The 20718-nt window shown below is 69.2% G+C and carries 20 protein-coding genes; 12 read left to right on the plus strand and 8 right to left on the minus strand.

Translation table 11 applies throughout. From position 1 onward, the window contains the following. Positions 1 to 37: 37 nt before the first annotated feature. The 4 genes from EJ913_RS22985 to EJ913_RS23000 form a co-directional block, all read right to left on the minus strand. Entirely contained in the window at positions 38 to 1561 is a 1524-nt protein-coding gene (locus EJ913_RS22985) for an FAD-dependent oxidoreductase (protein ID WP_127002273.1), read from the minus strand. 82 nt (positions 1562 to 1643) lie between these two features. Beyond that, positions 1644 to 2777, minus strand: a complete 1134-nt coding sequence (locus tag EJ913_RS22990; RefSeq protein WP_244939464.1) for an NADH:flavin oxidoreductase/NADH oxidase — start codon at positions 2775 to 2777, stop codon at positions 1644 to 1646. Between the two features lie 20 nt (positions 2778 to 2797). Further along, positions 2798 to 4198, minus strand: a complete 1401-nt coding sequence (locus EJ913_RS22995) for an FAD-dependent oxidoreductase (RefSeq protein WP_127002277.1) — start codon at positions 4196 to 4198, stop codon at positions 2798 to 2800. A 29-nt stretch (positions 4199 to 4227) separates the two neighbouring features. Continuing rightward, complete coding sequence (locus tag EJ913_RS23000) at positions 4228 to 4458, minus strand: hypothetical protein (protein ID WP_127002279.1); 231 nt, start codon at positions 4456 to 4458, stop codon at positions 4228 to 4230. Positions 4459 to 4712: 254 nt separating this feature from the next. On the opposite strand from EJ913_RS23000, the gene EJ913_RS23005 reads away from it, so the two are divergent. Both EJ913_RS23005 and EJ913_RS23010 read left to right on the plus strand, forming a co-directional pair. After that, the gene (locus EJ913_RS23005) at positions 4713 to 5924 is read left to right on the plus strand and encodes an ABC transporter substrate-binding protein (protein ID WP_127002281.1); all 1212 of its coding nucleotides are present in this window, start codon (positions 4713 to 4715) and stop codon (positions 5922 to 5924) included. Positions 5925 to 5970: 46 nt separating this feature from the next. Further along, positions 5971 to 6330, plus strand: a complete 360-nt coding sequence (locus tag EJ913_RS23010) for an NIPSNAP family protein (RefSeq protein WP_127002283.1) — start codon at positions 5971 to 5973, stop codon at positions 6328 to 6330. Between the two features lie 121 nt (positions 6331 to 6451). Here the strand turns inward: EJ913_RS23010 and EJ913_RS23015 are convergent, their stop codons facing one another. The 3 genes from EJ913_RS23015 to EJ913_RS23025 form a co-directional block, all read right to left on the minus strand. Then, the gene (locus EJ913_RS23015; protein ID WP_127002285.1) at positions 6452 to 6697 is read right to left on the minus strand and encodes a hypothetical protein; all 246 of its coding nucleotides are present in this window, start codon (positions 6695 to 6697) and stop codon (positions 6452 to 6454) included. Between the two features lie 447 nt (positions 6698 to 7144). Then, on the minus strand, positions 7145 to 8893 hold the full coding sequence (locus tag EJ913_RS23020; RefSeq protein WP_127002287.1) for an FAD-binding protein: 1749 nt from the start codon (positions 8891 to 8893) through the stop codon (positions 7145 to 7147). Positions 8894 to 8936: 43 nt separating this feature from the next. Next, positions 8937 to 9509, minus strand: a complete 573-nt coding sequence (locus tag EJ913_RS23025) for a MarR family winged helix-turn-helix transcriptional regulator (RefSeq protein WP_244939465.1) — start codon at positions 9507 to 9509, stop codon at positions 8937 to 8939. 268 nt (positions 9510 to 9777) lie between these two features. On the opposite strand from EJ913_RS23025, the gene EJ913_RS23030 reads away from it, so the two are divergent. Further along, complete coding sequence (locus EJ913_RS23030) at positions 9778 to 10818, plus strand: Gfo/Idh/MocA family protein (RefSeq protein ID WP_127002289.1); 1041 nt, start codon at positions 9778 to 9780, stop codon at positions 10816 to 10818. A gap of 5 nt (positions 10819 to 10823) precedes the next feature. Here EJ913_RS23030 and EJ913_RS23035 read toward each other — a convergent pair whose 3' ends face one another. Further along, positions 10824 to 11807 (minus strand): 3-hydroxyacyl-CoA dehydrogenase NAD-binding domain-containing protein, encoded by a 984-nt coding sequence (locus EJ913_RS23035; RefSeq protein WP_127002291.1) that lies wholly within the window; start codon positions 11805 to 11807, stop codon positions 10824 to 10826. Positions 11808 to 12136: 329 nt separating this feature from the next. Between EJ913_RS23035 and EJ913_RS23040 the strand changes: the two genes are divergently transcribed. From EJ913_RS23040 to gtdA, 9 genes are all read left to right on the plus strand, one after another. Further along, positions 12137 to 12871, plus strand: coding sequence for an SDR family NAD(P)-dependent oxidoreductase (locus EJ913_RS23040; RefSeq protein ID WP_127002293.1), 735 nt, complete (start codon positions 12137 to 12139; stop codon positions 12869 to 12871). A 22-nt stretch (positions 12872 to 12893) separates the two neighbouring features. Continuing rightward, on the plus strand, positions 12894 to 13757 hold the full coding sequence (locus tag EJ913_RS23045; protein ID WP_127002295.1) for a branched-chain amino acid ABC transporter permease: 864 nt from the start codon (positions 12894 to 12896) through the stop codon (positions 13755 to 13757). Further along, on the plus strand, positions 13754 to 14767 hold the full coding sequence (locus EJ913_RS23050) for a branched-chain amino acid ABC transporter permease (protein WP_211099027.1): 1014 nt from the start codon (positions 13754 to 13756) through the stop codon (positions 14765 to 14767). Before EJ913_RS23045 ends, EJ913_RS23050 begins: the two co-directional genes overlap by 4 nt. Beyond that, the gene (locus tag EJ913_RS23055) at positions 14764 to 15486 is read left to right on the plus strand and encodes an ABC transporter ATP-binding protein (protein ID WP_127002297.1); all 723 of its coding nucleotides are present in this window, start codon (positions 14764 to 14766) and stop codon (positions 15484 to 15486) included. The genes EJ913_RS23050 and EJ913_RS23055 overlap by 4 nt, the downstream gene beginning before the upstream one ends. Further along, the gene (locus EJ913_RS23060) at positions 15483 to 16181 is read left to right on the plus strand and encodes an ABC transporter ATP-binding protein (protein WP_127002299.1); all 699 of its coding nucleotides are present in this window, start codon (positions 15483 to 15485) and stop codon (positions 16179 to 16181) included. Before EJ913_RS23055 ends, EJ913_RS23060 begins: the two co-directional genes overlap by 4 nt. Positions 16182 to 16358: 177 nt before the next feature. Further along, positions 16359 to 17564 carry an ABC transporter substrate-binding protein gene (locus EJ913_RS23065; RefSeq protein ID WP_185909901.1) on the plus strand — a complete coding sequence of 402 codons (1206 nt, stop codon included), beginning with the start codon at positions 16359 to 16361 and terminating at the stop codon, positions 17562 to 17564. A 35-nt stretch (positions 17565 to 17599) separates the two neighbouring features. Next, a complete protein-coding gene (locus EJ913_RS23070) occupies positions 17600 to 18382 on the plus strand; it encodes an SDR family NAD(P)-dependent oxidoreductase (protein ID WP_127002303.1) in 783 nt (260 codons plus the stop codon). Between the two features lie 34 nt (positions 18383 to 18416). Then, positions 18417 to 19607: a 3-hydroxybenzoate 6-monooxygenase gene (locus EJ913_RS23075; protein ID WP_127002305.1), complete on the plus strand. Its 1191-nt coding sequence runs from the start codon at positions 18417 to 18419 to the stop codon at positions 19605 to 19607. A gap of 33 nt (positions 19608 to 19640) precedes the next feature. Next, the gene (gtdA, locus tag EJ913_RS23080) at positions 19641 to 20699 is read left to right on the plus strand and encodes a gentisate 1,2-dioxygenase (protein WP_127002307.1); all 1059 of its coding nucleotides are present in this window, start codon (positions 19641 to 19643) and stop codon (positions 20697 to 20699) included. The last annotated feature ends 19 nt before the right edge of the window (positions 20700 to 20718 follow it).

Raw genomic sequence — 20718 nt, forward strand, 5'->3', positions numbered from 1 at the left:
AACGAAACATGGGAAGGGCGAACCAGCCCGCAAGCGGTTACCCGGCGACCACCTCCCGCACCGGCACCGCGCCGGCCGGCTCCGCCGTGGCGGCGTGGCGCCCGGCCAGACGCCCCGACGTGAAGGCCCAGGCCAGATGGTGGCCGTGCCCTTCCAGCAGCAGCCCGCCCTGCCCGACCGAGCCGACGGCGTAGAGCCCCGGAATCGCCCGACCGTCGTCGGCGCGTGTCACCTGATGGTTGCGGTTCACCGTCAGCCCGCCATCGGTCAGGATGATCCAACTCTTCACCGGCCCCAGAGCGTAGAGCCGCCCCTTGGCCAACGGCGGCCGTCCGCCCGGCGCGGCGTTGTGGGAATCCACCGTCCGGCGCAGGGCCTCGGCCGGGACGCCCATCGAGGCGGCCAGCTCCTCGACCGAGCCGCCCGCGTGGTAGAGGTCCGGCCGCGTCCGCTTGTAGTCGCCGAGATAGGCGTAGGCGACGCCGGGCGCCGTCGAGATGAAGTGCGGCCACTTGCGGAACTTGCAGGCGACGCTGTCGTCGAAGACGATGTAGCCGACCTTGTCCGGCTGTTCGGCCAGCGCGTGGTTCGGTTTGCCGAGTTCGTCGGCGAAGCGCTCGCCCCGCTTGTTGACCAGGATGGCGCCCTCGCGGAACAGGCTGGGCTCGGGGCTGAGATAGGTCGTCACGAAGGACAGGATGAAGGGCCGCAGCATCCAGGACGGCAGCCGTTCCAGCGCCATCCGCATGGCTCCCGTCAGAAGCCGGTGCGGCGGCAGACGCAGCAGGACGCTGGGCTTGGCCGGCGGCATGAAGCGCAGGTTGGGGCCGTAGACGATCTCGCCGAACTTCACCTCGGCCCCCAACTCCTCGCCGAAGCGGTGGCCATCGCCGACGTTGGTGGTGTTCACCCCGTCCACCCCGGCCACCGCCGGGTTGAAGCGCCGCTTCCACTCGGGGCTGGAGGAATAGTCGCCGGTCGCCAGGATCACCGCGCGGCGCGCGCGCAGCTCGTGCGGCACCCCGTCGATGCGGGCGACGACGCCGACGACCCGGCCGTCCTCGACCAGCAGCCGCTCGACGGTCGCGTTGACCCGCGCGTCCACGCCCACCCGGCGCGCCTCGCGCGACACGAAGTAGATGTAGGCGCGCGAGTTGGGCAGCACGTTGTGCATCCGCGGTTGCCGGTGCGGCGGCTCCGGCATCGGACCGTGGAAGGTCACGCCGAGCGACATCAGCCAGTCGACGCTGGCCGGGACGTTCTCGACCAGGATGCGGCGCAGCTCCTCGTTGTCCTTGGCGGCGAGGTCGCCGGCGAATTTCGCCATGTCCTCGAAATGCGCCTGGGTGTCGTCGGCGATGCCGGCCTTGCGCTGGTGCCACGTGCCGGTGGCGGTGATCGAGCCGATGGACAGGCCGGTGCTGCCGCGCAGCTCCGTGTGCTTTTCCAGCAGGATCACCCGAGCGCCTTCCTGGCGGGCGAAGATGGCGGCGGTCAGGCCGGATCCGCCGCCGCCCACGACGACGATGTCGGTCTCTTCCCGAACGACGGTGCTGCTCATTCCGGTGTCTCCCATGGGGGTGCGGCCCGGCGCGCAAACGGGCGCGGCCGGCGGCCGGATGCGTGTGGTGTCGCGGCGGCGACTAAGGTGTCTTGCGGTCGAGCGTCCGCGCGCGGCGGCCCAGCCACCAGCCGGCCTGTTCCGGCCAGCCGTCGAAATCGCCGTCGCCGGTCAGCTGCTGACGCGCGCGCAGCGGCCAGTTGGGATCGACCAGCGCCTCCCGCCCGATGGCGACGAGGTCGGCCCGACCGTCGCGCAGGATCGCTTCGGCCTGCGGGCCGTCGAGGATCAACCCGACCGCCATGGTGGCGATCCCGGCCTCGCGCCGGATCGTTTCGGCAAACGGAACCTGGAAGCCCGGATGGCGCGGCACGGCGGCGGCGGTCGCCGAGACGCCGACCATCCCGCCCGACGAGCAGTCGATCACGTCGACGCCCAGCGCCTTCAGGTCGCGGGCGAAGACCACGCTGTCCTCCAGGGTCCAGCCGCCCTCGATCCAGTCGGTGGCGGAAATCCGGACGAACATCGGTTTGTCGTCCGGCCAAGCCCCGCGCACCGCCCGCGCCACCTCCAGCGGGAAGCGGCAGCGCCCGGCGACATCCCCGCCATAGCCGTCGCTTCGCGTGTTGCTGAGCGGCGACAGGAACTGGTGCAGCAGATAACCGTGCGCGCAATGCAGTTCCACCACCTCGAAGCCGGCGTCGAGCGCGCGCAGCGTGGCGGTCCGCCAAGCCTCCACGATCGCCGCCAGCCCGTCGCGGTCGAGCTGGTGCGGTGTCGGCCAGCCGTCGGCGACGGGCAGCGGGCTGGCCGACACCACCGGCCAAGGCGGCTCGCCGCGCGCCGCATCCTCCGCGCCGAGCGGCCCGTGCCCCTGCCAGGGGCGTTGCGTGCTCGCCTTGCGCCCGGCGTGGCCGAGCTGGATTCCGGGCACCGCGCCCAATTCCCGCAGCATCGCCGCGATCCCGCGCAACGGGCCGACGTGTCGGTCGTCCCACAGGCCGAGGTCGCCCGGCGTGATGCGGCCCTGTTCGGTCACCGCCGTAGCCTCGACGATCACCAGCCCGGCGCCACCCATGGCGAAGCGGCCGAGATGGACGCGGTGCCATTCCCCCGCCATCCCGTCGACCGCCGAATACTGGCACATGGGCGAAATGACGACGGGGTTGCGCAGGGTGACCGACCGCAGGGCCAGCGGCGTGGCGAGACGCGGCACCGGTGCTCCCGGAACGCCGCTCATCGGCCAAGCCCGCGCGCGGCGGCCTCGGCGGCGCGCAGCCCGGTGACCGCCGATTTGGTCAGGCCGCCGACATAGCCGATGGCGTCGCCGCCCTCCAGCCCGCCGGTCGTCGCCCCGGCGGCGAACAGGCCGTCGATGACGGCGCCGTCCGCGCGCTTGACCCGGCCGTTGTCGTCGATGGCGATGCCGCCCATCGTGTAGGTCATGCCGGCGACGAGACGAATCGCCTGGAACGGGCCGGTGCGGATCGGGAAGGGTTTCGCCCGGCCGGTGCCGCGCGGCGGCGTCAGGTCGGCGGTCCGCCCGCCGTCCACGGCGGCGTTGTAGGCGGCGACGGTCGCGGCCAACCGGTCGGCCGGAAGACCCAGCGCCTGGGCCAGCCCCTCCAGCGTGTCGGCCTGGACGACGGTGCCGCCGACGCGCGGCAGATGCGGGTTGGCCGGGATGATCGATTCGGTGGCCGGGCCGTCCCAGATCGGGCGGTCGAAGATCACGGTGGCGCTCAACGGGTCGTCGAGCTTGGCGATCCTGTTGGTCACGTAGACGCCGCCGCGCCCCTCGTCGACGAAGCGCTCGCCCTCGCCGTTCACGACGATGCCGGCCATGACGATCTCGTCGAGCCACGGGTAGGGCCAGAGCTTGTCGTTGCGCAGCGCGTCCTGGCACAGGATGTGGCCGTAGACATAGGGCGTGCCGGCCAGCGCCGCGCCGGCCTCGACCGCCATGCGCAGCCCGTCGCCGCCGCCGGTGCCGGCGCCGCGCTGACGCACGCGGTCGGGCGCGGGGGAGACGTGCGCGCGCACCAGCTCCGGGTCGCCCTGGAAGCCGCCGTCGGCGATGACCACGGCGGCGGCCTCGTAATGGAGGGACTCGCCGTCGCGCTCGGCGCGCAGGCCGACGACACGGCCGTTCTCCACCATCAGCTCGCGGGCGCGGACGCCGCGCTGGAGGGTACCGCCGCGCTTCTCCAGGTTGGCGCCCAGCGTGCGGAGCAGCGTGTCGCCGCCCCGCCCTTCCCAGTTCAGCCCCGGCTGCGGCAAGGCCGGCGGGGCGAGCACCGTGTCCTGCCAGTCGCGCGGCCCGGCCTTCAGGAAGCGGATGCCCTGCTTGCGCAGCCAGTCGACGGCGCGCGGCGCCTCGGTGGCGATCATCGTCACCAGCGGCTCGGCGACGAAGCCGTCGGTCTCGCCGCGGATGGTCGCCTTCACCTCCTCCACCGGGCGGTGCAGGCTGCGCATGCCGATGTGGAAGGCGCCGCCCGTGTAGCGCGAATTGCAGAGGTAGCGGTCCTCCGCGCCCTTCTCCAGCACCGTGACGCTCAGCCCCAGCTCGGCGGCGCGGTTGGCGGCGACCAGCCCGGCGATGCCGCCGCCGATGACGATCAGGTCGGTTCTCATGCCCGTTCCCTCCCAGGGATTTTTTGCGGTTATTTCGGCAGCAGCATGTCGGAGATGATGGCGACCAGCTCCGCGAAAGCCTTCATCACCAGGAACAGCAGCGGGGCGCTGAGCGCCAGAACCAGGGCGGCCCCGCCGCCCCAGCCCGACAGCAGGGCGACCGCCGCCACGAACAGCGGCGCCAGCCCGGCGACGACGGCCAGCCACAGGCCGTATTGAACGACGAAGCGAACCGCCGGATAGTTTTGCTCTGGCGACATGTCCCTGATCCCGTGTTTGCGGTGTCGTGTGCGATGAGGACGGCAGGAGCGGCGGCGCGGTGCCGCTGGGCGGGTCCGATGCGAATCTCCGGACGGCCGATTGTTGACAGCTCACAATCATGATGTACACTGACAGTATGCATGCTGTCAATATGCGGCAAGCGAGAAGGCGGGCGCCGGCGGCGACCCGCCCCGCCGCGACGGCCTGCCCGTTCTTCACAAAATCAACGAAACACCCGAGGGAGGGGAACCCCATGAAAACGCGCGCCTCGGCTTTGGCCCTGGGCCTGAGCCTGCTGGCCGGCGGAACCGCGTCGGCGGCCTACACCGACAACGTGGTCCGCATCGGCGTCCTCAACGACCAATCCGGCCTGTACGTCGACATCATGGGCCACGGCTCGATCATCGCCGCCCGGATGGCGGTGGAAGATTTCGGCGGCAAAATCGGCGACACGCCCATCGAGGTCGTCGCCGCCGACAACCAGAACAAGGCCGACGTCGGCGCCGCCATCGCTGGCAAATGGTACGACGCCGAGGGCGTCGACATGATCGCGGAGATCGCGAACTCCTCGGTCGCGTTGGCGGTGGTGGAGATCGCCAAGCAGAAGAACAAGGTCGCCATCGTCTCCGGCTCCAACACCAACCGGCTGACCGGCGATTCCTGCACGCCCAACCACGTCCACTGGGCCTTCGACAACTACGCGCTGGCCAACGCCACGGCCAAGGCGGTGGTCAAGCAGGGCGGAACCTCGTGGTTCTTCATCACGTCCGACTACGCCTTCGGCCACGACATGGAGAAGCAGGCCGGCGACATCGTGAAACAGGCCGGCGGCACGGTGATCGGCTCGGTGCGGGCGCCGCTGAACTCGTCGGACTTCGCGTCCTACCTGCTGCAGGCGCAGGGGTCGGGCGCCAAGGTGATCGGGCTGGCCAACGCCACCGCCGACTTCACCAACACCGTCAAGCAGGGCAAGGAGTTCGGCATCCTCGCCGGCGGCCAGCAATTCGCCGGCCTCACCGTCTACCTGACCGACATCGACGGGCTGGGGCTGGAGGCGGCGCAGGGGACGTTGCTGAGCGTGCCCTTCTACTGGGACCTGAACGACCGCACCCGCAAGTTCGCCAACCGCTTCTTCGAGCGCCACGGCAAGATGCCGACCGCCTATCAGGCGTCGGTCTATTCGCAGGTGACGCATTACCTCAAGGCGGTCAAGGCGCTGGGCAGCGACGCGGACGGCCGCGCGGTGGTCGCCAAGATGAAGGAACTGCCGACCGACGACGACGCCTACGGCCAGGGCTCGGTCCGCGTCGACGGGCGCAAGCTGCACCCGATGTACCTGTTCCAGGTGAAGACCCCGCAGGAGTCCAAGCGCCGCTGGGACTATTACAAGCTGGTCTCGACGATCCCGGTCGAGGAGGCGTGGAAGCCGCTCGACCCGGCGTGCAGCCTCGTTCCCAAGCAGTGACGCGACCGCGCGTCCATCCTCTTTCATCCGCATCACGGAGGCTTCGGTGGTTGTCGAAGAACGCACCTATGTCCTGCACACCGGCGTCAGCATGGCCGAGTACCTGCGCATCTACGAGACGGAGGGGCTGCCGGCGCAAAAGCCGATCCTCGGCGGCTTCCTCGGCTATTTCGTGACCGAGTTCGGCGTCCAGAACCAACTGGTGCATCTCTGGGCCTACGCCGATCTGGAGGACCGCCGGGCGCGGCGCGCGGAACTGGCAAAGAACGCGCAATGGCAGGGCTGTCTGGCGAAGATCCGGCCGATGATCCTCAGCATGGAGAACCGCATCATGTACCCGACCGGCTTCTCGCCGATCCGCTCGCTGCCGGTCCAGACCGGTCAGGCGGACACCGCGCTGGCATAGGGCAAAACAAGAAGTCCCGCCATGCCCGGACGTTTGACAACGTTCCCGAGCATGGCGGGCTTATGAGGTCCCAACCGCGGCCTCCGGCCCGCTTGCCGGAGGCCGCTCCGGGAATCGACGATTACGCCGCCACCACGGCAAGCTCGGCGACGACCGACGCCAGTTCGGCGGCGGCTTCGACCAGTTCCCCGGCCCCCTCGGCATCCGCGACCAAACCGCCGGCTTCGAACTCCTGAATGGCGGCGTTTCCGTCCGCAACGGCCGAAAGCGCCCGTTCGCGCAATTCGCCACCCACTTCCGAACCGAGTTCCGCAAGTTTTTCGGTCACTTCCGCAATAAGTTCCTTCACCTTATCGACAGCAGCCATTTTCGCACCTGATCTTCAAAAATTTCGCCGATAGGTAGATTTTATATCAGAAAATGCGCCCATTATCAATAATAAACACAACCCTCAGCAAATATTTTTATTGTTTATTCTCTTTTTGGTAAATTTTTTATCAATTAGACTTCTTTTTCTTGGGAAATAGCAGCCTTTGGATGTATTCGTCGCCATACATCGAGTCCAGGCAGAAGCGGGTACACGCAGAGGCCTCTGCCAAACCGTTCCCGTTGAATGCTTTTCCGCTTCCCATCGAAGGAAGCGGTTACAGCGCTCACGCTTTCGCAACAATTTTAAGGTGTGGGAAAGATCGTTCTTCCGCGAATTCGGTGCCGCACATCGCCCGCTACGGCCGAGGCCAAGGTCGCAGGCAAAAGCGAAAGCGCCTTCTCCAGGGTTGGAAAAGGCGCTTTCGCAGTTCCCTCCTTGTGCGTGTCACCGCGCCAGCGCCGGCTGCTGTTGCGGCGTGGTCACCTTGCCCGCCGCGTGGCGCGCCACGCGGTAGGCGAAGACCAGCGCCGGCCCCAGCGTGGTTCCCGGTCCGGGATAGGTTCCGGCCATGATCGACGCCATGTCGTTGCCGCAGGCGTACAGCCCCGGAATGGCCCGCTCGGACTCGTCGAGCACCTGACCGTCCACGTCCGTCGCCAGCCCGGCGCTGCACGCGATCTCCGCCGGCCAGACGGCGACGGCGACGAAAGGCGCCGTCTCGATGGCTTTCAGGCAGGGGTTGGGTTGGTGCTGCGGGTCGCCGTTGAAGCGGTTCAGCTCCGTGTCGCCCTTGCCGAAATCGAGGTCGCTGCCGGTTGCCGCAAAGCCGTTGTGCCGCCGCACGCTGTCGGTCAGGCCGGTCGGATCGACGCCGATCTTGCGCGCCAGTTCCTCCAGCGTCGGGGCGGTGTAGAGATAGCCGCTCTTCTCGTGCGGCGTCAGGTTCGTCGTGCCGGGATGGACGACGCCGATGCCGTATTTGGCGACGAAAGCCGCGTCGCAGACCAGCCAAGCCGGCATGGTCGGTACGGTCTTGTGCGATTCGAACATCGCCTCGACGAAGTCGTGGTAGGACGCGCCCTCGTTCACGAAGCGCCGGCCGGCGGCGTTCACCGCGATCAGGCCGGGCTTGGCGCGGTCGAGCGCCAGATGGGGGAACAGCCCCTTCCACCCCGGCGCCTTTCGTGTCACCGACACCGGCGTCCAGAAGGCGCCGCCCCGGTGCTGCTCGCCGTCGATCTTGGCACCGATGCTCCGCCCCAGCGTCAGGCCGTCGCCGGTGACGGTGTCGCAGGCCAGCGAATGGACAGGGACCGGCTGCGGCATGAAGGCGGCGCGGAACTCCTTGTTGTGGGCGAAGCCGCCGGTCGCCAGCACGACGCCCTTGCGGGCGCGCACGCGCAGGGTCCTGCCGCCGCTCTCCACCACCGCGCCGATCACCCGGCCGTCGGCGCGGCCATCCTCGCGCAGGATCTCGCGGATGGCGGTGTCGAAGCGGATCGGGACCTTGCGCTTGCGCAGGCTGTAGAACAGGCGCGCCACCAGCGCGTTGCCCATGACGATCCGCGTGCCGCGCGGGTACTTCACCCGGTCGGACAGGAAGCGGAAGAAAAGCTTGGCCGAATACGTGAAGTTCGCCACCGACTTGAAGCGGCCGATCAGGCGGGGGATGTCGTCCTTGCCGACCATCATGCCGCCGAACACCATGAACTCGCCGATGGGCGGGCGGACCAGACGGAAGTCGTCGCCCAACAGCCGGCCGTCGAAGGGGGTGGGCACGATGGCGCGCCCGGTGACGGCGGCGCCGGCCATGTTGGCCTGGTAGTCGGGATGGCGGCCACAGGCCAGGAACGTCACGTCGCTGTTGGCTTCGTAATAGTCGATGGCGGTCGGGCCGGTCTCCAGATAGACGCTGCGCAGGTCGCGGCCCTTGGTGCCGCCGACCAGACGGTCCATGTAGATCTCGGCCTTCTCGGCTGTGTCGTCGTAGCCGGAGCGCCGGCTCTGCGTGTTGCCGGGGATCCAGAGCGTGCCCGCCGAGGTGGAGGCGGTACCGCCGATCTGCCCCGACTTCTCGCAGATCATCACGTCGAGCCCCTCCAGGGAGCCGACCAGGGCCGTGGCCATGCCGCCCGGCCCGGCGCCGGCCACCAGAAGATCGACCTCGGCGTCCCACGCGGTAACTTGTGCCATTCTTGTGTCTCCGTTTCCTCCCGCGCGGTCGAAGGCTTGCCCCTTATCGTGGTTTGGCCTTTCGACCGGCCGCGGCCTTGCCGCGTTTGGTTTGTGCGTTGTCGGCGGGTTGCTGCGCGCCGTCGGTGTCCTCGGCCGGCGCCGCCGCTTCGCGGTCGACGACCAGCCGCAGCGACGACGGCATCGTGTCGTTGTGCAGGTTGACCAGTTGGATCATCAATTGAATCAGGGTCTTGCGGTCCGCCGGCCGCAACGGCTCCAGGATGCGCTCCTGGACCCGCTCGACCGCCGGGGTGACCGCGACCAGCAGGGCGCGTCCGGCCGGCGACAGGTAGAGGAGCTTGACGCGCTTGTCCCCCTCGGTCGCCCGGCGGTAGATCAGTTCCTTTGCCTCCAGCCGTTCGATGACGCCGCCCAGCGTGGAGCGGTCGAAGGCGATCAGCCCGGACAACCGCGTGGCGTCCACGCCGGGATTCTCGTCGATGGCGACCAGGGCCGCGTATTGCACCGAGGTCAGATCGTGCTTGGCGCATTCCTCGGTAAACAGGGCCATCGAGATCTGGTGGGCCCGGCGCAGAAGATGTCCGGGTTTCGCGTAGAGTTCGTCCATGGCCATGCGGGCACCTGCTCAAGCGTGTTCGTGAAACGGTGATACTCCCATCCGGGCGGCGGCCGATAGCGCAACCCGCAGGACCGGCGCCCGGACACCGTCCGTTTTAAAGACTGTGCGCAACGTCAATGGTGTTGACGCGATGCCATCTGTATGTAAACTGATATTCTGTATGCTGTCAATACCGGTCGCAACCGCCGCAGCACACCGCTTCCCCCTTATTTCCCGGTTCCGGCGCGTTGCCCGCATCCCTCCGTGAGGAGTTCCAGACGCCATGTCTCCCCTCCGCATTGCCGTCATCGGCGCCGGCGTCATCGGCAAGACGCACATCGACGCGCTGTCCCACGTTCCGGATCTCCGGCTGGCCGCCATCGTCGACCCGAGCGACGAGGCCCGCGCGCTCGCGGCCCGCCACGGGGTTCCGGTCCACGCCGATTGTCACGCGCTGCTGGACGGGGAACAGCCGGACGGCGTGATCGTCGCCACCCCCAACGCCACGCACGCGCCCATCGGCCTCGCCTGCATCGCGCGCGGCATTCCCATGCTGATCGAAAAACCCATCGCCGAAACGGTGGAGGCGGCCCAGGCGTTGACCGACGCGGCGGAACGGGCGGGCGTGCCGCTTCTGGTCGGGCACCACCGCCGCCACAACCCGATCCTGCGCATGGCCCGCGAGGTAATCGAGCGGGGCGATCTGGGCGCCCTGGTGTCGGCGACGATCCTCTACACCTTCCTGAAGCCCGACAGCTATTTCGACATCGCGTGGCGGCGGCAGGAGGAGGGCGGCGGACCGATCCTGATCAACCTGATCCACGAGATCGACACGCTGCGCTTCCTGTGCGGCGACATCGACAGCCTCCAGGCGATCCGCTCCAACAAGACGCGCGGCTTCGTGGTGGAGGACACCGTCGCGGTGGCGCTGCGGATGCGCAGCGGCGCGCTGGCCACCATCAGCCTGTCCGACGCGGTCGCCGCGCCGTGGAGCTGGGACATGACCACCGGTGAAAGCCCGCAATTCGCCCGCCAGACCGTGCCCACGCATTTCTTCTCGGGCACCGCCGGGTCGCTGACCGTGCCGACGCTGGAGCTGTGGCGCTACGAAGGGGCGCGCGGCTGGCTCGATCCCTTCACCCGCACAGGCCTGCCGCTCAAGCCCGGCAACCCCTACGCCCTGCAACTGCAACACTTCGCCCGCGTGATTCGGGGCGAAGAGGCGCCGCTGGTCGGCGGCGCCGACGCCACGCAGACCTTGCGTGCGACGCTGGCGGTGCGCGAGGCGGCCGACACCGGCCGCCCCGTCGACCTGAGCGCCTGAATCGATCAATCCGGCGCGCGCTCTTCCAACCCGGTGCGGGGGGAGAGCGGCCCCGGCGCGCGCAGCACCGCCAGCAACGCCTCGTTGCGCATGCGGACCAGCGCGTCGCGGCCGCCGACCGACGCCTCCAACGCCTCGGCCCCGGCAACCAAGGTCTTCTTGCTGGCAGTGTCGAAGACCGGCGTGCCGAGATCGTCCCACCAGGAGCGGATCGGCGCGTCGAACACCTCCAGAAAACGCTCCAGGCCGCCCGCTCCGCCGCCCAGATGGTAGGACAGCCCCTGCCCCAACACCGCCCAGCGCGGCCCCGGCCCGGCGGCGATGGCGCGGTCGATGTCGCCGAGGTCGCAGACTCCCTGCTCCACCAGATAGACCGCCTCGCGCCACAACGCCGCCACCAGCCGCGTCGCCAGATGGCCGGCGATCTCCCGGCGCAGCACGACCGGCACCTTGCCGACCGCGCGGTAGAGCGCCTCGGCCGCCGCCACCGCCTCGGGCGCCGTCTGGCGGCCCGGCACGATCTCGACCAGCGGCAGCAGATGCGGCGGGTTGAAGGGGTGGCCGATCAGGATGCGCCCGGGGTGGCGGGCGCCCTCCTGCAGATCGCTCGGCATCAGGCCGGAGGTGCTGGACGCGATCAGGGTCTCCGGCCGCACCACCGCCTCGATGGAGGCGTAGATGCCGCGCTTGGCGGCCAGCGCCTCCGGCCCGTTCTCCTGCACCAGATCGACGGTGGCCAGCGCGCTCCAGTCGCCACCGGCAGCGGTCAGCTTGTCCCAATGGGATCGCGGGTCGCCGACGCCGAGCGCCGCCAGATCGCCGGCCACCGCCTCGATGGACGGGCGCAGGCGGGTCATCGACTGCGGGTCGGGATCGACCACCGTCACGCGCCGGCCGGTGGCGAGGAACAGGGCGGCCCAACTCGATCCGATGGTGCCGGCCCCGACGATGCCGACGGACGCGGCGTCGTGGCTGAACGCGCGGTGCATGGGCGGTCTCCTGGCTCTTGTGGGGATGGGCGATCCTAAGCCTCGCGGCGTCGATCCGTCGCATTGACAATTCGTGTGGCCGATCTTCGAAAAAGCAGATTGACAGTACACTTACTGACAGATAGCTTTCTGACAGCTTACTTACGAAATGGCCCGCCTCGATGCGGCCGCCATCGCACCGCCGACCAAGGCGGGCATTGTCAGAGACAAGCGGACAGCCAAGGGCAAAAGACGAATCCCCGACGGGCACGGCGAACAGGCCGGGCGCCGAGGGGCGGACCCTGCCCCTTGCGCGAAGCTCCGCGACAAACCGGAGGAAACGGGAGGCCATGACGACTCCATTCGATTTGACGGGCAAGCGCATCCTGGTGACGGGGGCGGCCGGCGGCATCGGCTCGGCCACGGCGAAGGCCTGCGCGGAACTGGGCGCGGAACTGGTGCTGACCGACATCCGTGACTGCTCGGCTTTGGCCGCAGAACTGGCGCCGGTCGGCGCCGGGGCCAGCGCCCATCTCTGCGACGTGCGCGACCGCTCCGCCATCGACGCGCTGGCCGAAACGGTCGGCGGGGTCGACGGGCTGGTCCTGAACGCCGGGGCCATCGCTTTCGACGATTGGGAGTCGCTGGAGTGGGAGGAGTCCTTCCACGAGATCATCAACGTCAACCTGCTGGCCCCGATGCAGTTCGCCCGCGCCTTCCTACCGGCGATGCGGACGCGCGGCGGGGCACGGATCGTGCTGGTCGGCTCCGTCGCCGGCTGGACCGGCGGCACCATGTCGACCACCGGCGCGCATTACGTCGTCTCCAAGGGCGGCGTCCACGCCTTCACCCGCTGGCTGGCGCGCCGCGCCGCGCCCGACGTCTGCGTGAACGCGGTGGCCCCCAGCGCCACGGCGACGGCGATGATCGCCGGCCAGCCGGCGCCGGCCGTGGCGACCCAACTGGTGCCGCGCGTGGCGGAACCGGGCGAGATCGCCTGGCCCATCGCCTTCCTGTGCTCGCCCGCCGCGTCCTTCCTCAGCGGGGTCGTCCTCGACATCAACGGCGGCGCCTACCTCCGCTGAGCGGCTTGAAGGGGTCATTGCCATGACGGCCAACGTCTTCCTGATCCAAATTCTGAATGGTCTCGTCTACGGGGGCCTGCTGTTCATCGTGTCGGTCGGGCTGGTGCTGATCTTCGGGCTGCGGCGGGTGGTCAATTTCGCCCATGGCAGCCTGTTCATGATCGGCGCCTATGTCGGATTCAGCATCTCGCTGGTCGCCGGGTTCTGGGTCGGCATCGTCGGCGCGGCGGTCGCGCTGGCCATTGCCGGCGCCCTGCTCGACGTCTCGGTCTTCCGCCCGCTGCGCGGCCAGGATCCCATCGCCACCGTGCTGGTGACCTTCGGGCTGCTGCTGATCCTGGAGGATCTCGCCAACACCGTCTGGGGCAAGGAAACCCATTCCCTGCCGCTGCCGGAGATGTTGTCGGGCAGCGTCGAGATCCTGGGCCAGCCCTTCCCCACCTACCGGCTGCTGGTGATCGCCGTCGCGGCGGCGGTCGGGATCGCGCTGGCGCTGTGGCTGCGCTTCAGCCGCATCGGGCTGTTCGTCCGGGCGTCGAGCGTCGATCCGGTGACGACCGCCGTGCAGGGGGTCAACACCGACCGGGTCAGCGCCGTCGTGGTCGCCATCGGCACCGGGCTGGCCGGGCTGTCGGGCACCATCGCGGCGCCGCTGCTGGCGCTGTCGCCGTCGATGGGCGGGTCGATCCTGATCGAATCCTTCATCGTCGTGGTGGTCGGCGGGCTCGGCAGCTTCTCCGGCGCGCTGATCGCGGCGCTCGCCATCGGCCAGATCCACAACCTCGGCATCATCTACGTCCCCTGGGCGGCGACGATGGTGCCCTTCCTCCTGATGGTCGCGGTCCTGGTGTGGCGGCCGACCGGTTTCGCAGGGAGCCACGTATGAGCCGCGCAACCATGAACCTGACCGCCGGCCGCCTCGCGGCGCCCCGCCTGTCGCATCTCTCCTGGCTCCTGCTGGCCGTCGCGGTGGCGGTCGGCTTCGGGCTGCCGGCGGTGGTCGGCTCGGTGCTGGTGCTGACGCTGCTGACGCAGGCGGTGATCGGCGGGATGCTGGCGGTCGGCGTCGGCTTCCTGATCCGCCAGAACGGCGTCGTCAGCTTCGGCCACGCCGCCTGGTACGGGGTGTCCGCCTACTGCATCGGCCTGCTGCTGCGCCACGAGGTGCTGCCGGTGGAGGCGGCGCTGGTCCTGGCGCTCGCCGTGCCGACGCTGATGGCCTTCCTGCTGGGGCTGGTCATCGTGCGGGTGCCGGGCGTCGCCTTCTCCATGCTGACGCTGGCGGTGGGGCAGGCCTTCCACGAGTTCGCGATGAAGGCGCAAGCGGTGACCAACGGCGACGACGGCTTCGCCATTCCGCTGCCCGACACCCTGTTCGGCCTGCCGATTTCCACCGTGCAGCAGCCCGAGACGATGTTCGTGCTGTGCTGGACGCTGCTGGCGCTGGTGATCTTCGGCCTCTACGTCACCGTGCGCAGCCCCTTCGGCCGACTGACCGAAGCCATCCGCGAGAACGAGGAGCGCGCCCGCTTCATCGGTTACAAGACCGTGCTGCCGCGCGCCGCGACCTACGCCCTCTCCGCCTTCGTGGCGGCGCTCGCCGGGCTTCTGTTCGCGCTCTACAACGGCTTCGTCTCGCCCGAGGTGCTGCATTGGACGCTGTCCGGCTCGGCGCTGATCATGGCGGTCATCGGCGGTTCCAAGCTGTTGTGGGGGCCGGCGCTGGGCGCGGTGATCTTCTTCTTCCTCAAGGATCTGGCCGGCAACCTGACGGAGCATTGGCCGGCGATGATCGGCGTCACCGTGATCGTCGTGACGGTGCTGATGCCGGCCGGCATCGCCGGGTCGCTGGCCGAACTCGGCGGGCGCCTACGCAAATCGGGAGGCCGGGCATGAACGGCGGCACGACTGGCGGCTTCGCCATCCAGGGGACCGCGCTGACCCGGCCCTATGGCGGCTTCTTCGCGGTGAACAAGGTGGACATCGCGGTTCCGCACGGCGAGATCCGTGGCCTGATCGGCCCGAACGGGGCCGGCAAGTCGACGCTGATCGACGTGCTGTCGGGGCGCGCCGCCGTCTGGTCGGGGCAGGTCAGGATGGACGGCCGCGACATTGGCGGGATGAGCGTGCAGGAGCGGCGCCGCCACGGCATGGCGCGCTCCTTCCAGAAGACCAACATCTTCCCCGAACTGTCGGTGCGTGAGCAGCTCGACATCGCCGCGCGGCAGGCCGAGAAGCCCAACGTGCCGGAGGTGATGGAGGAACTGGGCCTGACCGACCTGGGTCCTGCGCGGGCGCGCGACATCGCCTATGGCGAGCAGCGCCGGCTCGATCTGGCGCTGGCGCTGATCGGGCGGCCGCGCGTGCTGCTGCTGGACGAGCCGGCGGCGGGGCTGTCGATGCGGGAATCGCTGAACCTCGCCACCCTGCTGCGCGATCTGGCGCAGCGTTGGAAGGTCACCGTCCTGATCGTCGAGCACGACATGGAGGTCGTCTTCTCCATCTGCGACCGCATCACCGTGCTGCAATTGGGCCGCGTCCTGGCCGAGGGCACGCCGGACGAGATCCGCCGCTCGCCCGACGTCATCACCGCCTATCTCGGGAGCGCCGCATGACCGAACTTCTGGGCTTCCGCGATGTCGTCGCCGGCTATGGCGGGGCGCGCATCCTGCACAATCTCGACCTGCGGATCGACGCGGGCGAGCGGGTCGCCATCCTCGGCCGCAACGGGGTGGGCAAGACGACCATCGTCAACGCCTTCCTCGGCATCGCCAAGCGCATGCAGGGCGAGATCCGGCTGGCGGGCAAGCCGGCGAACGACATTCGCCACTTCACCGCCGCGCGGGTCGGCATCTCCGTGGTGCCGCAGGGGCGCTGCATCATCCCCAACCTGACGGTGCGTGAGAACCTGATCCTGGGCGCCGCCGTCCGCCGCAAGGGCGCATGGAATGTGGAGCGGGTCTTCACAATGTTTCCGATCCTGCGCGAGCGGGCCGACACGCCGGGCACCGCGCTGTCCGGCGGCCAGCAGCAGATGCTAGCGATCGGCCGCGCCCTGATGGCGAACCCGCAGCTCCTGGTGCTGGACGAACCCAGCGAAGGGCTGGCCCCGGTGATCGTCGACGAGCTGGCCGAGAACCTGCGGCAAGTGGCCGCCGGAGGCACCAGCCTGCTGATCATCGAACAGAACTACAGCCTCGTCCGCCGGGTGGCCGAACGCTACTACGTGCTGTCGAAGGGCGAGGTGGCCGAACAGGGCGCCATGGACGGCCTGACCAAGGAAAGCCTGAAGAAGCACATCGCGGTCTAAAGGCCCTCTCCCGCCCCGGGAGAGGGAGGGGACCCGCGCGTCAGCGCGGGGAGGGTGAGGGGCTAGAGAGCGTGCGGCTTATCCATGTCCCGATAGCCCCTTACCCTTCCCGCTTTCAGCGGGCCCCTTCCCTCTCCCGGGGCGGGAGAGGGGAAAAACAAAATCATGGAGGAAACGATGACCAAGCCCACCCCCCTCAAGCTCCGCGCCCTCGGCGCCGCCAGCGCGCTCGCGCTTGCTTTTTCCGGCGCCGCCCACGCCCAGGAGACGCTGAAGATCGGCGTGCCGACCGCCATGTCGGGCACCTACGCCGACCTCGGCAACCAGGCCAAGCGCGCCGTCGAGTTCGCCATCGCCGAGGCCAACGCCAAGGGCGGCGTCGCCGGCCACAAGGTCGAGGCCAAGATCCTCGACACCGAGGCCAAACCCGACCTCGCCCGCAAGCAGTCCGAACGGCTGGCGCTGGAGGGCTACAAGGTGCTGACCGGCGTCATCGCGTCGGGCGAGGCGCTGGCCATCGCGCCGATGCTCGACCGCTGGGACGCGCTCTACGTCGCCACGGTGACCAAGAGCGACAAGATCACCGGCGACGCCTGCGTCCGCCGCGCCTTCCGCGTCAACCACCAGGACGCGCAGGACGCCGCCGTGGTCAAGCCCTGGCTGGGCGGGCGCAAGGAACAGAAATGGGCGATCATCGGCATGGACGGCGCCTGGGGGCGCGGCTCGGGCGCGGGCTTCAAGGAGGCCGCCACCTCCCACGGCAAGACCGTCGTCGCCGAACTCTACCCGCCGCTCGGCGCCACCGACTACGCCGCCTACATCCAGCAGATCAAGGCCTCGGGCGCCGAGGGGCTGTGGGTGGCGCTGGCCGGGCGCGACGCCGTCAGCTTCGCCACCCAGGCGCACCAGTTCGGCCTGCTCGCCAACGTCTTCACCGCCGGGGTCAGCTTCGTCACCGACAACACGGTGCAGGCGATGGGCGAGACCTCCAAGGGCATCAACGGCATCATCAACTACAGCTCGACCCTCGACACGCCGGCGAACAAGAGCTTCGCCGCCGCCTGGGCCAAGCACTACAACGGCGACCAGCCCTCGAACTTCGAGGGCGAGACCTACATCGGCATGCAGGTCATCTTCCAGGCCGTCGAGAAGGCCAAGAGCGTCAAGCCGCTCGACATCGCCCGCGCGATGAGCGGCGGCCGCTTCGACACCATCCTCGGCAACGTCGCCTTCCGGCCGGAAGACAACCAACTGATCCTGCCCAACTACTTCGGCCACGTCGCCGAGGCGGACGGCAAGCTGCGTCCGGTGGTGACGATGTCCTTCCCGGCCGACCAGGCGACTCCGGCCCCATCGGGCGCCTGCAAGCTGGCGAAGCTCTGATCCCTCCTTCCACCGTCACCACGAGGAGCCGGCGCATGGCCGCTCAGGCGTTTCTGGAAAGCCGCTTCGGGCTGGGCGGCACCGTCTTTCTCGTCACCGGCGGGGCCGGCGGCATCGGTTACGCCGCCGCCCGCGCGGCGGCGCAGTCCGGGGCCGTCGCGGTCATCAACGACCTCGACCCGGAGCGCACCGAACAGGCCGCCGCCGCCCTGCGCGACGAGGGGCTGGAGGCGACGGCCGCCCCGTTCAGCGTCACCGATCCCGACGCGGTGCGGGCGGGGACCGCCCGCATCCTCGACCGCCACGGCCGCATCGACAGCCTGTTCAGCAACGCCGGCAACCAGAACCGCAAGCCCTTCCTGGATTACCGGCCCGACGAATGGGCGTCGCTGTGGCAGACCCACGTGAACGGCGCCTTCAACCTCTGCCAGGCGGTGCTGCCGTCGATGGTGGAGCGCGGCAGCGGACGCATCGTGCTGATGTCGTCGATCTCGGCCTTCGGGTCGCGCGGCACCATCAGCGCCTACGCCACCGCCAAGGGCGGGCTGGCCGCCATGACGCGGGCGCTGGCGGTGGAGTACGGGCCGCTGGGCATCGCCTGCAACGCCATCGCCCCCGGCTACGTCGCCACCGGCTTCACCACGGCGATGCAGGGGAACGACGCCTTCCAGCGCTACATCGAGAGCAACGTGCCGGCCCGACGCTGGGGGACGCCCGAGGACATCGCCGGGGTGGCGGTCTTCCTCGCCGGCCCGGCCAGCGGCTTCATCAACGGGCAGGTCATCCCCGTGGACGGCGGGCTGCTCGCCACGCTGTGAGAGACCAGACGAGATTGCACAGAGGAACCACCACATGCCTGACCGTCCCATCCTGATCGCCGGAGGCGGCATCGGCGGTTTGGCCGCCGCGCTGGGGCTGGCCCGCAAGGGCTTCCGCTCGGTCGTGCTCGAACAGGCCCCCGAGCTGGGGGAGATCGGCGCCGGCATCCAGATCGGCCCGAACGCCTTCCACGCCTTCGATTACCTGGGCGTCGGCGACGCCGCGCGGGCCAAGGCCGTCTACATCGACCATCTGGTGCTGATGGACGCGCTGCGCGACGAACGTGTCGCCGCCATCCCGCTCGACGAGCCGTTCCGCCGGCGCTTCAAGAATCCCTACGCCGTCGTCCACCGCGCCGACCTGCACATGGTGCTGCTCGACGCCTGCCGGGCCAGTGACCTCATCGAGCTGCGCACCCGCTCGTCGGTCGAGCGCTACGAGCAGGACGGCGCGTCGGTCACCGTCACGCTGGGCGACGGCGAGCGCGTCACCGGCTCCGCCCTGATCGGCGCCGACGGGCTGCGGTCGAAGGTGCGGTCGCAGGTGGTGGGCGACGCGCAGCCGCGCGTGTCCGGCCACACCACCTTCCGCTCGGTCATCCCGACCGAACAGATGCCCGAGGATTTGCGCTGGAACGCGGCGACGCTGTGGGCCGGGCCGAAATGCCACATCGTCCATTACCCGCTCAAGGGCGGCAAGGTCTTCAACCTCGTCGTCACCTGCCACAACGACGCGGCGGAAGCGGTGGCCGGCGTGCCGGTGACCAAGGAGGAGGTTTACAAGGGCTTCGAGCACATCGCCGACCGCCCGAAACGGATCATCGAGCGCGGCGAGAACTGGAAGCTGTGGGTGCTGTGCGACCGCGACCCCACGCCCAACTGGGTGGACGGCCGCGTCGTGCTGCTGGGCGACGCCGCGCACCCGATGCTGCAATATCTGGCGCAGGGCGCCTGCATGGCGCTGGAGGACGCGGTCAACCTGTCGCACCACATGGCCGAAATGGGCGGCAATTTGGAAACCGCCTTCCCCGCCTACAACCGCGACCGCTTCGCCCGCACCGGCCGGGTCCAGCTGAACTCGCGCCTGATGGGCGAATACGTCTACCACCCGGCCGGCGGCCAGGCGGCGCTGCGCAACGCCATCCTCGGCAACTCGACCCGCGAGCAGCATTACGACCGCGTCGCGTGGCTCTACGGCGTGACCGGCCTCGGCGCCGCCGTTTGAAAACTCTGCCCTCTGACTGAAAGGACGCAGGACATGTCCATCTCCGGACCGCCCGCCGACACGCCCGAGCGGCAGGCCTATTACGACAAGATCAGCAAGCGGAACCTGAACCCGCTGTGGTCCGTCATGAGCGCCATCATCACCCGCGAGCCGCGCAGCGCCTGCCAGCCCCATCTGTGGAACTTCGCCGAGATGAAGGAGCTGCTGCTGGAGGCCGGCTCCCTCATCACCGCCAAGGAGGCCGAGCGCCGCGTGCTGATGCTGGAGAATCCCGGCATGCCGGGGCAGAACCGCATCACCACCTCGCTCTACGCCGGGCTGCAACTGGTGCTGCCGGGCGAGGTCGCGCCGTCCCACCGCCACAGCCAGTCGGCGGTGCGTTTCGTGCTGGACGGGGCCGGCGCGCACACGGCGGTGGACGGCGAGCGCACCATCATGCAGGTCGGCGACTTCGTCATCACCCCGCCGCGTGCGTGGCACGACCACGGCAACCACAGCGACGAGCCGATGATCTGGCTCGACGGGCTCGACATCCCGACCGTGTCCTTCTACGACGCCTCCTTCGCGGAATCCTCGCCCGAGGACGAGCGGCCGGTGACCCGCCCGGTCGGCCATTCGATGGCGCGGTTCGGCGCCAACATGCTGCCGGTGGATTACGAGGCGACGCAGCCCTCCTCCCCCATCTTCAACTACCCCTACGCCCGCACCCGCGAAGCGCTGGAGGCGATGCGCCGCCAGCAGGAGTGGGACCCGTGCCACGGGGTGAAGATGCGCTTCGTCAACCCGGTGGACGGCGGCTCACCGATGCCGACGATGTCGGCCTTCATGCAACTGCTGCCGAAAGGCTTCGAGACCAGCGCCTACCGCAGCACCGACGCCACCATCTACGCCGTGGTCGAGGGGCGCGGCACCACGACCATCGACGGCCAGCCCTTCGCCTGGGGGCCGAAGGACGTCTTCGTGGCGCCAAGTTGGAAATGGGTGACCCACCACGCCGACGAGGAATCGGTGATCTTCAGCTACTCCGACCGCGTCGCCCAGCAGAAGCTCGGCCTGTGGCGCGAGGACCGCGGCAACCGCGTCCGCGACTGACCGACCAATCCAAAAAAGG

Origin of the sequence: Azospirillum doebereinerae, from assembly GCF_003989665.1 — a bacterium.
In the GTDB taxonomy this organism is placed as follows: domain Bacteria; phylum Pseudomonadota; class Alphaproteobacteria; order Azospirillales; family Azospirillaceae; genus Azospirillum; species Azospirillum doebereinerae.

Excerpts from the sequence above, each read along its gene's own strand:
- EJ913_RS22985 (WP_127002273.1), bottom strand. The coding sequence starts at position 1,561 with ATGAGCAGCACCGTCGTTCGGGAAGAGACCGACATCGTCGTCGTGGGC.
- EJ913_RS22995 (WP_127002277.1), bottom strand. The coding sequence starts at position 4,198 with ATGAGAACCGACCTGATCGTCATCGGCGGCGGCATCGCCGGGCTGGTC.
- EJ913_RS23000 (WP_127002279.1), bottom strand. The coding sequence starts at position 4,458 with ATGTCGCCAGAGCAAAACTATCCGGCGGTTCGCTTCGTCGTTCAATAC.
- EJ913_RS23005 (WP_127002281.1), top strand. The coding sequence starts at position 4,713 with ATGAAAACGCGCGCCTCGGCTTTGGCCCTGGGCCTGAGCCTGCTGGCC.
- EJ913_RS23015 (WP_127002285.1), bottom strand. The coding sequence starts at position 6,697 with ATGGCTGCTGTCGATAAGGTGAAGGAACTTATTGCGGAAGTGACCGAA.
- EJ913_RS23020 (WP_127002287.1), bottom strand. The coding sequence starts at position 8,893 with ATGGCACAAGTTACCGCGTGGGACGCCGAGGTCGATCTTCTGGTGGCC.
- EJ913_RS23025 (WP_244939465.1), bottom strand. The coding sequence starts at position 9,509 with ATGGCCATGGACGAACTCTACGCGAAACCCGGACATCTTCTGCGCCGG.
- EJ913_RS23030 (WP_127002289.1), top strand. The coding sequence starts at position 9,778 with ATGTCTCCCCTCCGCATTGCCGTCATCGGCGCCGGCGTCATCGGCAAG.
- EJ913_RS23035 (WP_127002291.1), bottom strand. The coding sequence starts at position 11,807 with ATGCACCGCGCGTTCAGCCACGACGCCGCGTCCGTCGGCATCGTCGGG.
- EJ913_RS23040 (WP_127002293.1), top strand. The coding sequence starts at position 12,137 with ATGACGACTCCATTCGATTTGACGGGCAAGCGCATCCTGGTGACGGGG.
- EJ913_RS23045 (WP_127002295.1), top strand. The coding sequence starts at position 12,894 with ATGACGGCCAACGTCTTCCTGATCCAAATTCTGAATGGTCTCGTCTAC.
- EJ913_RS23050 (WP_211099027.1), top strand. The coding sequence starts at position 13,754 with ATGAGCCGCGCAACCATGAACCTGACCGCCGGCCGCCTCGCGGCGCCC.
- EJ913_RS23055 (WP_127002297.1), top strand. The coding sequence starts at position 14,764 with ATGAACGGCGGCACGACTGGCGGCTTCGCCATCCAGGGGACCGCGCTG.
- EJ913_RS23060 (WP_127002299.1), top strand. The coding sequence starts at position 15,483 with ATGACCGAACTTCTGGGCTTCCGCGATGTCGTCGCCGGCTATGGCGGG.
- EJ913_RS23065 (WP_185909901.1), top strand. The coding sequence starts at position 16,359 with ATGACCAAGCCCACCCCCCTCAAGCTCCGCGCCCTCGGCGCCGCCAGC.
- EJ913_RS23070 (WP_127002303.1), top strand. The coding sequence starts at position 17,600 with ATGGCCGCTCAGGCGTTTCTGGAAAGCCGCTTCGGGCTGGGCGGCACC.
- EJ913_RS23075 (WP_127002305.1), top strand. The coding sequence starts at position 18,417 with ATGCCTGACCGTCCCATCCTGATCGCCGGAGGCGGCATCGGCGGTTTG.
- gtdA (WP_127002307.1), top strand. The coding sequence starts at position 19,641 with ATGTCCATCTCCGGACCGCCCGCCGACACGCCCGAGCGGCAGGCCTAT.